This window comes from Pseudomonas onubensis (assembly GCF_965653655.1).
Lineage (GTDB): Bacteria > Pseudomonadota > Gammaproteobacteria > Pseudomonadales > Pseudomonadaceae > Aquipseudomonas.
This window is the reverse complement of the sequence record NZ_CBFHAZ010000143.1, coordinates 1-12440: the sequence shown is the minus strand read 5'-3', so window position 1 is coordinate 12440 and position 12440 is coordinate 1. Positions and strand designations below refer to the sequence as shown.

The 12440-nt window shown below is 60.7% G+C and carries 10 protein-coding genes; 7 read left to right on the top strand and 3 right to left on the bottom strand.

All coding sequences use genetic code 11. The features are described from left to right. Positions 1–226: 226 nt before the first annotated feature. The 3 genes from dnaQ to ACTD9P_RS27730 form a co-directional block, all read right to left on the bottom strand. Positions 227–967, bottom strand: coding sequence for a DNA polymerase III subunit epsilon (gene dnaQ / locus ACTD9P_RS27740; RefSeq protein ID WP_169987818.1), 741 nt, complete (start codon positions 965–967; stop codon positions 227–229). Between the two features lie 79 nt (positions 968–1046). Next, on the bottom strand, positions 1047–1499 hold the full coding sequence (gene rnhA / locus ACTD9P_RS27735; protein ID WP_017136932.1) for a ribonuclease HI: 453 nt from the start codon (positions 1497–1499) through the stop codon (positions 1047–1049). 32 nt (positions 1500–1531) lie between these two features. Continuing rightward, positions 1532–2290: a class I SAM-dependent methyltransferase gene (locus tag ACTD9P_RS27730; RefSeq protein ID WP_017136933.1), complete on the bottom strand. Its 759-nt coding sequence runs from the start codon at positions 2288–2290 to the stop codon at positions 1532–1534. Positions 2291–2355: 65 nt separating this feature from the next. Between ACTD9P_RS27730 and gloB the strand changes: the two genes are divergently transcribed. The 7 genes from gloB to ACTD9P_RS27695 all read left to right on the top strand — a co-directional run bounded on the left by gloB (position 2356) and on the right by ACTD9P_RS27695 (position 12202). Then, positions 2356–3123: a hydroxyacylglutathione hydrolase gene (gene gloB / locus ACTD9P_RS27725; RefSeq protein WP_438870148.1), complete on the top strand. Its 768-nt coding sequence runs from the start codon at positions 2356–2358 to the stop codon at positions 3121–3123. A 98-nt stretch (positions 3124–3221) separates the two neighbouring features. Continuing rightward, positions 3222–4628, top strand: a complete 1407-nt coding sequence (locus tag ACTD9P_RS27720; RefSeq protein WP_056859491.1) for a transglycosylase SLT domain-containing protein — start codon at positions 3222–3224, stop codon at positions 4626–4628. 211 nt (positions 4629–4839) lie between these two features. After that, a complete protein-coding gene (locus ACTD9P_RS27715) occupies positions 4840–6669 on the top strand; it encodes an extracellular solute-binding protein (RefSeq protein ID WP_438870147.1) in 1830 nt (609 codons plus the stop codon). Continuing rightward, entirely contained in the window at positions 6666–8498 is a 1833-nt protein-coding gene (locus tag ACTD9P_RS27710) for an extracellular solute-binding protein (RefSeq protein WP_438870146.1), read from the top strand. Before ACTD9P_RS27715 ends, ACTD9P_RS27710 begins: the two co-directional genes overlap by 4 nt. After that, positions 8499–9572 (top strand): microcin C ABC transporter permease YejB, encoded by a 1074-nt coding sequence (locus ACTD9P_RS27705; protein ID WP_056859494.1) that lies wholly within the window; start codon positions 8499–8501, stop codon positions 9570–9572. It begins immediately after the preceding gene. Between the two features lies 1 nt (position 9573). Beyond that, complete coding sequence (locus ACTD9P_RS27700) at positions 9574–10593, top strand: ABC transporter permease (protein WP_200433912.1); 1020 nt, start codon at positions 9574–9576, stop codon at positions 10591–10593. Position 10594: 1 nt separating this feature from the next. Further along, complete coding sequence (locus ACTD9P_RS27695) at positions 10595–12202, top strand: ABC transporter ATP-binding protein (protein ID WP_438870145.1); 1608 nt, start codon at positions 10595–10597, stop codon at positions 12200–12202. The last annotated feature ends 238 nt before the right edge of the window (positions 12203–12440 follow it).

The window sequence follows — 12440 nt, the reverse complement described above, 5'->3', positions numbered from 1 at the left end:
CAGATGAATTGACTGACCCACCGCATTCGCGAGCAAGCCCGCTCCCACAGTTGACCGCATGTGGTTTTGAATATGAGGTCGGCTGCCGATTTACATGCACTGAAGAGCTGCTTTTCTGTGGGAGCTGGCTTGCCTGCGATGCAGACACCTCGGTGTGTCAGGCACACCGAGTTGATGCTATCGCAGGCAAGCCAGCTCCCACATGTTCAACCGTGCTCGACAGTGACTATTGCTGAGTCAGTTGCGACCACAACGCCGGCGCACCCGCCGACTTGGCAATCGCTTCCAAGCGCGCCGCATGCTCGGCCAGGTCCTGCTCGCTGGCACGGATAATGGTGGTCGGCTTGCGATCCGCCGCCAAGCGGCGGATTTCCGAAGGCCGGTTGCCCGAGCCTTCCGCCGAGCCGCTGCCATCGGAGGCGTTACCCGCCAGGGACAGGCTCGTCTGCCCGCCGGTCATGGTCAGGTAAACGTCGGCGAGAATCTCGGAGTCGAGCAAGGCGCCGTGCAGTTCACGGCCGGAGTTGTCGACGCCATAACGCTTGCACAAGGCATCCAGGCTGTTGCGCTGGCCGGGGTGACGCTCACGGGCCATCATCAAGGTATCGAGGATCGAGCAGTGCTGGGAGATATCCGCGCGCTCGGTCTGCCCCATCAGGGCAAATTCGTTATTGATGAAGCCGACGTCGAACGCCGCGTTATGGATGATCAGCTGAGCGCCGTTGATGAACTCGAAAAACTCGTCCGCCACTTCAGCGAAGCGCGGCTTGCCCTTGAGGAATTCATCAGTGATGCCGTGGACGCCAATCGCGCCCTCGTCACTGTCACGATCCGGTTGCAGGTAGACGTGAAAGTGGCGCCCGGTGAGACGCCGACCCATCAATTCGACACAGCCGATTTCAATGATCCGGTGACCATCGGTCACCGGCATGCCGGTGGTTTCGGTATCGAGTACAACAGATCGGATGGCCATCAGGGTTCAGCTCTCAACGGTGGTATGCAGTGTGGTGTGAATCAAGGGGCGCGATGTTAACACGTCGGCCGGCTCAGCTCTGTTTGTAGCCCCGCACTTCATCCACGCCACGATTGGCCAACTGGTCGGCGCGTTCGTTGCCCGGGTGGCCGATGTGGCCGCGTACCCATTTCCAGGTGATGTCGTGGCGGTTGCATTGCTCATCGAGCAGTTGCCACAGGTCGGCATTCTTTACCGGCTCCTTGGCCGCGGTTTTCCAGCCGCGCTTCTTCCAGTTCACCATCCACTCGTTGATGCCCTTCATCACGTATTGCGAGTCGGTGACCAACAGCACGTCACAGCGGCGCTTGAGTTCTTCGAGGCCGCGAATGGCGCCCATCAGCTCCATGCGGTTGTTGGTGGTGTTGGCTTCGCCGCCCCACAGTTCCTTCTCCACGCCTTTGCACACCAGCAACGCGCCCCAGCCGCCGGGGCCAGGGTTGCCCTTGCAGGCGCCATCGGTGAAGAGTTCTACGGTATCGGTCATCAGTTGCTCGGTCTTAAATCAAAAAGAGGGTTTTACGGTTCGCTTTGCTTGCGGTTGACCTTGGCCATCGGCATCGGCACCAGCTTGCCCATGGGCTGACGCGCCACCTGACGCACCGGCCGCAGCCCAACCACGATCTTGCGCGCGACCAATAAATAGAAGCCGCCGCCCGACAGTTGCCAGGCACCTGCGCGGCGTTCCCAGCCGGCCAGCCGGCCTTGCCACTTGGCAGACGCAAGCGGCGGACGATAGCACCCGAAGCGGCGTTTCTCCAGCGCGAAGCCCAGCAGGTTCAACCAGTCGCCCACCCGCGACGGCGCGATGCAGCGCGCCTGGCGCAGGCCATCATGGGCGAACACATGGCGCAGGCCCCAACTGCTCCAGGGGTTGATGCCGATAATCAGCAAATGGCCACCTGGGCGCACGCTGCTGGCGGCCTCGCGCAGCAAACCGTGGGGCGACAGGCAGAAATCCAGGCCATGCTGCAGCACCACCACATCGGCAGCATGTTCGCTCAGCGGCCAGGCCTGCTCCTCGCAAACAATCTCGACCCCAGGCAATGGCGCGCCCAGGCGCACATTGCGTTGCACCTGCGGCGCAGCGGGCGGCGTCTGCGCCGACGGGCCGTAGTGCACCAGGTAACCACCAAAGAACCGGCCCAGCTCGTCTTCGAGCATGCGCCGCTCTTCATCCAGCAAAAATTGCCCGATCGGCCCGGACAGCCAATCACGGGCTGCGCTGATCAGGGCCAGCCATTCAGGATCGGCCTGGGCGAACGCTTTATCAGTCATTGCATTCTCCAACTCGCCTAGAAGTTCTAAGATGCACCAATGTGTTCAGCTTGGCGAATCGAAGAATGATACAGATCAGTGCCCTGCCCGCCTTCACCGATAACTACATCTGGTTGTTACAAGACCCTGCTACCCAACGCTGCGCCGTGGTCGACCCCGGCGATGCCGCGCCGGTGCTGGCCTGGCTCAAGCAAAACCCTGGGTACAGGCTCAGCGACATCCTGATAACCCACCACCATCATGATCATGTCGGCGGCGTCGAACAGCTCAAACAGGTGACCGGCGCCCAGGTCTACGGCCCGGCGAACGAGACAATCCCCGCCCGCGACGTGGCCCTGCACGATAACGAGCGCATCAGCGCACTCGGCTGGGACTTCGACGTTTATAGCGTGCCCGGCCATACCCTCGGCCATATCGCCTATTACCACCAGGGCGTGCTGTTTTGTGGCGACACCCTGTTTGCCGCCGGCTGCGGGCGCCTGTTCGAGGGCACCCCGGAACAAATGCACACCTCGCTTGAGCGCCTGGCCGCCCTGCCCGCCGACACGCTGGTGTACTGCACCCACGAGTACACGCAAAGTAACCTCAAATTTGCCCACGCCGTGGAACCCGATAATACCGATATCGCCGAACGCATCGAAACCGTCAAGCAATTGCGCGCCCGTGGCGAGATGACGCTGCCCTCCAACCTGGCTCTGGAAAAACGTACTAACCCTTTTCTGCGTACCGCCGAAACATCCGTTAAACAAAAAGCGGACGAACGGAACGGTCGCGACAACCGCACTGGGGCCGAGGTGTTTGCTAGCTTGAGGGCTTGGAAAGATAAGTTCTAAGCGGACGCAATCTGATACGGAATTTCTGAATGGTTGACCGGAACCAAAGCGCTTTCTAGAATCGCCCGACATTTTTGCCCGGAACTTACTTCCAGCCAATGTCGTCATCTATTCGTAAATCCATTTCTTCAGACGCATTGACCCGCCTGGCTCAAGCCGTGGCGGTGGCCGTTTCCGCGACTCTGGCGGGCTGCCAATCGACCAATTTCGCTGCACAATCCACCGTGCAACCCAAACCCAATCTTGCTGCCAAGATCAAGCAAAAACCTATTTGGCTCTCAGAGAAGCCTAGCCCCGAAGTGCCCCAGGATGTCTGGGAACGCATGCGCCGGGGCTTTCAATTGCAGGACGGCCTGGGTGTCAACCCACGCATCGAGCAACAACGCTTGTGGTTCGCCAGCAACCCGTCCTTTTTAGAGAACGCCGGCGAACGCGGCAGCCTCTACATTCATTACATTGTCGAACGCCTTGAAGAACGCAACATGCCTCTGGAGCTGGCGCTGCTGCCAGTGATCGAAAGTGCCTACAACCCCATGGCCTATTCGCGCAGCGATGCGGTCGGCTTGTGGCAGTTCATCCCCTCCACCGGGCGCTACTTCAACCTGCGCCAGACCCGCGCCTACGACGGCCGCCGCGATATCACCGCCTCCACCACCGCCGCCCTGGACTACCTGACACGTCTGCATGACATGTTCAACGGCGACTGGCTGCTGGCCCTGGCGGCCTACAACGCCGGCGAAGGCACGGTCAGCCGGGCCATCGAGCGCAACGAAAAGCTCGGCCTGCCTACCGACTACTGGAACCTGCCCCTGCCCCAGGAAACCAAGGACTACGTGCCCAAGTTCCTGGCGCTGTCCCAAGTGGTGCTGGCCCCCGAGGCCTACGGCGTCAACCTGAGCCCGATTGCCAACACGCCGTACTTCGAAGTGGTTGAAGTCAAGCAAAGCATGGACCTGTCCCGGGTTGCCGCGCTGGCCGAGATCGACGAAGACGAACTGTTCCAGCTCAACCCGGCACTGAAACAACGCACCACCCTGGATGGCCCGCAGCATTTGCTCGTGCCCAGCTCAAAGGCGCAGTTGCTCACCAGCACCCTTTCGACGATGAAGCCCGAAGAATTGCTGGCGATGCGCCCGAAAAAGCAGGTGTTCGACGAAGTTGAGAGCACACGCGTGGCCGGGCGTACCCGCAACTACAAGGTACGCAGTGGCGACAACCTCACGCTGATCGCCAAGGCGAACAAGGTCGATGTGCATGACCTGCAGCGTTGGAACAAGCTCAACGGCCAGGCCCTCAAGGTCGGCCAGACCCTGGTGATGCAGGACACCCGCAAACTGGTGGCCAGCAGCAAGAAGCCGGTGCAGTACAAGGTCAAGAAAGGCGACTCGCTGTACATCGTCGCCAAGCGTTTCAACGTGGAGATGCAACATCTCAAGCGTTGGAACCCGCGCACTGGCCAGGCGTTGAAGCCGGGGCAGATGCTGGTGGTTTCCGGGCCACGCTAAGCCCTCAAGAACACCGGGGAGCAAATGTGGAAGCGGGCTTGCTCGCGAATGCGGTGGCACATTCAACATCTCTGTTGACTGACACACTGCATTCGCGAGCAAGCCCGCTCCCACATTGGGTCCCCAGTGTTTTCAGCCACCTTTTTCCAACCGGAACAAGCTGTTACTGTACCGATCATAAAGCCCAAGCCGCCTGGATCGGATCTCTGACTTGAAGCGTCCCCTCCTTCTACTAATAAGTCTGGCCTTGAGCTTTGCTGCGAACGCGACGATTACCGAGAGCCACGGTTACACGCAGTTCGGCACACTCAAGTACCCGGCAAAATTCACCCACTTCGATTGGGTAAACCCTGCAGCGCCCAAAGGTGGGATATTGCGGGTCATGGCATTTGGCACCTTCGATACCCTCAACCCCTACACCTTCAAGGGCACCAGCCCGGTTTCCACGCCCAACTTCCTGCAATACGGCGTTAACGAGCTGAACGAGCCGCTGATGGTCGGCACCGGCCAGTACGCGCCATCCGGTGACGAACCCACCTCCAGCTACGGGCTGATCGCGCAATCGGTGGAGTACAGCGAGGACCGCAGTTGGGTGGTGTTCAACCTGCGCCCGGAAGCACGTTTTCATGATGGCAAGCCGATCACCGCCTATGACGTGGCGTTCTCCTATCGCACCCTGCTTACCGAAGGCCACCCGCAGTACCGCACCAACCTGCAGGAGGTAGCGCGGGTCGACATCCTCAACCGCCATCGCATCCGTTTTGTGTTCAAGCGCGCCGGCAACCCACTGTTGATCCTGCGTCTGGGCGAACTGCCGGTACTGCCCCAGCATTACTGGAAGAACCGCGATTTCAAGGCCACCACCTTCGAGCCGCCCTTGGGCAGCGGGCCGTATCGCATCACCAAAGTCACCCCAGGCCGCCAACTGGTGTTCGAGCGGGTCAAGGATTACTGGGGCAAAGACCTGCCGGTCAACCAGGGTTTCTACAATTACGACAAGGTCGAAGTGGAGTTCTACCGCGACAGCGACGTGGCGTTCGAAGCCTTCAAGGCCGGCGAATTCGATATCTATATCGAACACCAGGCCAAGAACTGGGCCACCGGCTACAACTTCCCGGCGGTCAACCGCGGCGACGTGATCAAGGCGCAGATCGCCCACCAGATCCCGACCCAGAGCCAGGGCCTGTTCATGAACACGCGGCGGCCGACCTTCAGCCAGACCAAGGTGCGTGAGGCGCTGGGGTTAATGTTCGATTTTGAATGGACCAACCGCACCCTGTTCAGCAGCGCCTATAAACGCACGCTGAGTTACTACCCCAACAGCGAGTTTTCGGCGACCGGCGTACCGGTGGGGCATGAATGGCTGATGCTCTCGCCCTACCGCGATCAGTTACCGCCCAACCTGTTCACCCAGGCTTTCAGCCTGCCGCAGACCGATGGGCGTGGCATTCCGCGCGAGACGCTGCGACGCGCCCTGGCGTTGCTCGGCGACGCCGGCTGGAAACTCTCCGACCAGCGCCTGCTCGACAGCAAGGGCCAACCGCTGCGCTTCGAGATTCTACTGGTCAACCCCAACCTTGAACGCATCCTGCAGCCCTACGTCGAGAACCTTAAAAGCATCGGCATCGACGCGCGCCTGCGCACCGTTGACCGGGCGCAATACAAGCAGCGCCTGGATCAGTTCGACTACGACATGGTCCTGATCACCCTCAACCAGACCTTGAGCCCCGGCCTTGAGCAGTGGCAGTACTTCCACTCCAGCCAGGCGGCAATCAAGGGCAGCAAAAACTACGCCGGCATCACCAACCCGGTAGTCGACCACCTGCTCGAGCAGCTACTGGCGGCGCAGACCCGCGAAGAACAATTGGCCGCCGGCCGCGCCCTCGACCGGGTGCTGCTGTGGCAGCACTACAGTATTCCCAACTGGTACCTCAACTATCATCGCTTGGCGTACCGCAACCGGTTCGCCTTTGTCACCACGCCGCCCTACAGCCTGGGCCTGAGCGCATGGTGGCTGAAAGCTTCGGAGAAAGCCCAATGATGACTTTGCGCACCGCCTTGTTTGGCGCCTTGTTAGCGTGCGGCGCAGCCAACGCCGCGCCGCAACATGCGCTGACGCTGTACAGCGAGCCACCCAAGTACCCCGCCGACTTCAAGCATTTCGACTATGTAAACCCTGACGCACCTAAGGGCGGCACCTTCCGTGAGTCGAGCATGGGCGGCTTCGACAGCCTCAACCCCTACATCAGCAAGGGCGTGCCCGCAGACAACCTGCCACTGATCTACGACACCCTGGCCATGCAAAGCCTGGACGAGCCCGTCACCGAATACGGCCTGGTGGCCGGCAAGATCGAAAAGGCCCCGGACAACAGCTGGGTGCGCTTCTACCTGCGCCCTGAAGCGCGCTTCCATGATGGCCACCCGATCCGTGCCGAAGACGTGGTGTTCACCTTCCAGGCGCTGATCAAGGACGGTTCGCCGCTCTACCGCAACTACTACGCCGACGTCGACGAAGTGGTCGCCGAAGACCCGCTGCGTGTGCTGTTCAAGTTCAAGCGCACCAATAACCGTGAATTGCCGCTGATCCTCGGCCAACTGCCGGTATTGCCCAAGCATTGGTGGGCGACGCGTGACTTTGCCAAGGGCAACCTGGAAATACCGCTGGGCAGCGGCCCGTACAAGGTCGCCGAGGTCAAGCCGGGGCGCATGGTGCGCTATGAGCGAGTCAAGGACTACTGGGCCAAGGACCTGCCGGTGACCCAGGGTTTCTACAACTTCGACAACCGCATCACCGACTACTACCGTGACAGCACCGTGGCCCTGGAAGCCTTGAAGGCCGGGCAGTTCGACTACTGGCTGGAGTTCAGCGCCAAAAACTGGGCCAACGCCTACAACATTCCGGCCGTGGCCCAGGGCCGGTTGATCAAGGAAGAAATTCCCAACGGCAATCCCACCGGCATGCAAGGGTTTGTGTTCAATACGCGCAAGCCGATGTTCCAGGATGTGCGGGTACGCAAGGCCATCAGCCTGCTGTTGGATTTCGAGTGGAGCAACAAACAGCTGTTCAATGGCGCCTACACCCGCACCCGCAGCTACTTCGAAAACTCGGAGATGGCCGCCACCGGCCTGCCCGGCCCGGCGGAAACCGCCATCCTCGCGCCGTTTCGCGACAAGCTCCCGGCCGAAGTCTTCACTCAAGCCTTTGAGCCGGCCAAAACCGACGGCAGCGGCATGATCCGCACCCAGCAGCGTGAGGCTTACCAGCTGTTGCAGGAGGCTGGCTGGAAGATCGTCGACGACAAAATGGTCGACACCACCGGCAAACCGGTGACCATCGAATTCCTGCTTGCCCAGACCGAGTTTGAGCGGGTATTGCTGCCCTTCAAGCGCAACCTGGCGGACCTTGGGATCAACCTGGTGATCCGCCGCGTTGACGTTTCGCAGTACATCAACCGCCTGCGTTCGCGGGACTTCGACATGCTGGTGGGCAGCTTTCCGCAGTCCACCTCGCCGGGTAACGAGCAGCGCGAATTCTGGTCGTCCGCCGCCGCCGACAAATCCGGCAGCCGCAACTACATGGGCCTCAAGGACCCGGTGGTCGACCAACTCGTCGAAGAGTTGATCAACGCCGACTCGCGCCAAAGCCTGGTTGACCACGCCAAGGCGCTGGATCGGGTCTTGCAGTTTGGCTACTACGTGATCCCCAACTGGCACATCAAGACCTACCGCGTGGCGTACTGGGATCACTTGGGTCACCCCAAGGTCCCGCCACGCTACGACGTCGGCACGGCCACCTGGTGGGCCAAACCTGAAGTCAAACCTGCCGTCGATACTGTCCAAAGCGCCGATCCGGCGAGCGGAGGCGATTAAATGCTGGCCTATATTGTTCGCCGCCTGTTGCTGATCATCCCCACGCTGTTCGGGATCTTGCTGATCAACTTCATCATCATCCAGGCCGCCCCCGGTGGCCCGGTGGAACAGATGATCGCCAAACTCGAAGGGTTCGACGGCGCCACCAGCCGCATCGCCGGTGGCGGTGCCGAGGTCTCGGTGGCCGGCTCCAGCTACCGTGGCGCCCAGGGCCTGGACCCGGCGCTGATCAAGGAAATCGAAAAGATGTACGGCTTCGACAAGTCGGCGCCGGAACGTTTGTGGATCATGGTCAAGAACTATGCACGCCTGGATTTCGGCGACAGCTTCTTTCGCGACGCCAAGGTCATTGACCTGATCAAGGAAAAGATGCCGGTGTCCATCTCCCTCGGGTTATGGAGCACGCTGATCATGTACCTGGTGTCGATCCCGCTGGGCATCGCCAAGGCCACGCGGCATGGCAGCCACTTCGATGTGTGGACCAGTTCGGCGATCATCGTCGGCTATGCGATCCCGGCGTTTTTGTTCGCGATCCTGCTGATCGTGGTGTTTGCCGGCGGCAGCTACCTGGACTGGTTCCCCTTGCGCGGGCTGACCTCCAACAATTTCGAAGAACTGAGCTGGGGCGGCAAGATCCTCGATTATTTCTGGCACCTGGCCCTGCCCGTCACCGCGCTGGTCATCGGCAACTTCGCGACCATGACCCTGCTGACCAAAAACAGCTTCCTCGACGAAATCAACAAACAGTACGTGGTCACCGCCAAAGCCAAAGGCCTGACCAACCACCGCGTGCTCTACGGCCATGTGTTTCGTAACGCCATGCTGCTGGTGATTGCCGGTTTCCCTTCGGCGTTTATCGGGATTTTCTTCACCGGCTCGCTGCTGGTCGAGGTGATCTTTTCCCTCGACGGCCTGGGCCTGATGAGCTTTGAAGCGGCGATCAACCGCGATTACCCGGTGGTGTTCGGCACGTTGTTTATCTTCACCTTGCTGGGGTTGATCGTGAAGTTGATCGGCGACCTCACCTACACCCTGGTCGATCCGCGTATCGACTTTGCCAGCCGGGAGCATTGAGATGAACCTGTCCCCCCTCAATCGCCGCCGGTTCGAGCGTTTCAAAGCCAACAAACGTGGCTGGTGGTCGCTGTGGCTGTTCCTGATTCTGTTCGTGCTGAGCCTGGGCGCCGAGTTGATCGCCAACGATAAACCGCTGGCAGTCCATTACGACGGTGGCTGGTATTTCCCGGCGCTTAAACGCTACCCGGAGACCACCTTTGGCGGCGAATTCCCGCTGGAGGCCAACTACAAAAGCCCGTATATCCAGGAACTGCTCAAGGCCAAGGACGCCTGGACGCTGTGGGCGCCCATCCCGTTCAGCTACCAGAGCATCAACTACGACCTGAAAGTCCCCGCGCCAGCGCCGCCCTCCAGCGTCAACCTGCTGGGCACCGACGACCAGGGCCGCGATGTGCTGGCGCGAGTGATCTACGGCTTTCGGGTGTCGGTGCTGTTTGCCCTGACGCTGACCGTGCTCAGCTCGATCATCGGCGTTGTCGCCGGCGCCTTGCAGGGCTTCTATGGCGGCTGGGTCGACCTGGCCGGCCAGCGTTTCCTGGAGATCTGGTCGGGTTTGCCGGTGCTGTACCTGCTGATCATCCTCGCCAGCTTTGTGCAGCCCAACTTTTGGTGGCTGCTAGGCATCATGCTGCTGTTTTCGTGGATGAGCCTGGTGGACGTGGTGCGCGCCGAGTTCCTGCGCGGGCGCAACCTGGAATATGTGCGTGCCGCCCGAGCGCTGGGCATGCAGAACGGCGCGATCATGTTCCGGCATATCCTGCCCAATGCCATGGTCTCGACCATGACCTTCATGCCGTTCATCCTCACCGGCGCCATCGGCACCCTTACCGCCCTGGATTTCCTCGGCTTCGGCCTGCCGGCCGGCTCGCCGTCCCTGGGCGAGCTGGTAGCCCAGGGCAAATCCAACCTGCAAGCGCCGTGGCTGGGCATGAGTGCGTTTGCCGTGCTGGCGATCATGTTGAGTTTGCTGGTGTTTATCGGCGAGTCCGCTCGCGATGCCTTCGACCCGAGGAAATGAGATGAATCAGGACAATCTGATCGAAGTCCGCGACCTCTGCGTCGAGTTCGTCACCGGCGACAATCACCACCGCGTGGTCAACCACGTCAGCTTCGATATCAAGCGCGGCGAAACCCTGGCGCTGGTCGGCGAAAGCGGCTCGGGCAAATCGGTGACCGCCCACTCGATCCTGCGCCTGTTGCCCTACCCACTGGCGCGGCACCCGGCCGGTACCATCAGTTACTCCGGGCATGATCTGCTGACCCTCAAAGAAAAAACCATCCGGCATATTCGCGGCAACCGCATTGCGATGATCTTTCAGGAGCCAATGACCTCGCTGAATCCGCTGCATTCGATTGAGAAGCAGATCAACGAAGTGCTCGGCCTGCACAAAGGCCTCACCGGCAAAGTCGCGACCCGGCGCACCCTGGAACTGCTTGAACTGGTGGGCATCCCCGAGCCGCACAAGCGCCTCAAGGCCTTGCCCCACGAACTGTCCGGCGGCCAGCGCCAGCGAGTGATGATCGCCATGGCCCTGGCCAACGAACCCGAGTTGCTGATCGCCGACGAGCCGACCACGGCCCTCGACGTCACCGTGCAATTGAAGATCCTGGAGCTGCTCAAAGAACTGCAGGCCAGGTTGGGCATGGCCTTGCTGCTGATCAGCCATGACTTGAACCTGGTGCGGCGCATCGCCCACCGCGTGTGTGTGATGCAGCAGGGTTGCATCGTTGAACAGGCTGATTGCGAGACGCTGTTTCAGTCGCCCCAGCACCCTTACACCCAGGAACTGCTGGCGGCGGAGCCCAGCGGTGGGCCAGCCAGTAACGAGGTCGGGCCGCCACTCTTGGAAGTCGACGACCTGAAGGTCTGGTTCCCGATCAAAAAGGGCTTTTTGCGCAACACCGTCGATTACGTCAAGGCGGTGGATGGCATCAACTTCAGCCTGCCCCAGGGCCAGACACTGGGCATCGTCGGTGAAAGCGGCTCGGGCAAGTCCACCCTGGGCCTGGCAATTCTGCGCCTGATCGCCAGCAAAGGCGGGATTCGCTTTGAAGGCCAGCAGCTTGACCGCTTGACTCAGCAACAGGTGCGCCCGCTACGGCGGGAGATGCAGGTGGTGTTTCAAGACCCGTTCGGCAGCTTGAGCCCGCGGATGTGTGTGAGTGAGATCGTTGGCGAAGGGTTGCGTATCCACAAGATGGGCACGCCGGCCGAGCAGGAAGTGGCGATTATTGCAGCGCTCAAGGAAGTGGGCCTGGACCCGGAGTCGCGGCATCGTTACCCCCATGAGTTTTCCGGTGGGCAGCGTCAACGTATCGCCATCGCCCGTGCCTTGGTGCTCAAGCCCCGCTTGATATTGCTCGATGAACCGACGTCCGCGCTGGACCGCACGGTGCAGCGGCAAGTGGTGGAATTGTTGCGGGGGCTGCAGGCCAAGTACAACCTGACGTATCTGTTTATCAGCCATGATTTGGCGGTGGTGAAGGCCTTGAGTCACCAGTTGATGGTGGTCAAGCATGGGCAAGTGGTGGAACAGGGGGACGCGGCGGGGATCTTTGCGGATCCGCAGCATGCTTATACGCGGCAGTTGTTGGAAGCGGCGTTTTTGGTGCCTGCTGTGGTTTGATCGTGTACATATCCGTTATTTGGGTAACGGCGGCCTATGGTTCCGCTCTTACAGCGGCTCACTTTTGCAAGGACCGGAATGCCGGCCCAGTCAAAAGTAACCAAAAAGTCCTCGCCCCAACACTCGGTGCCTCGCTATGGCTCGGCATGCCCGCAATCCGACAGTGATTTGGGGGGCCGCCGCGATGGGCCATCCTTGGCCCAGCGCGGCTAAACCGGCATCCCTGCCGGTTTACCCC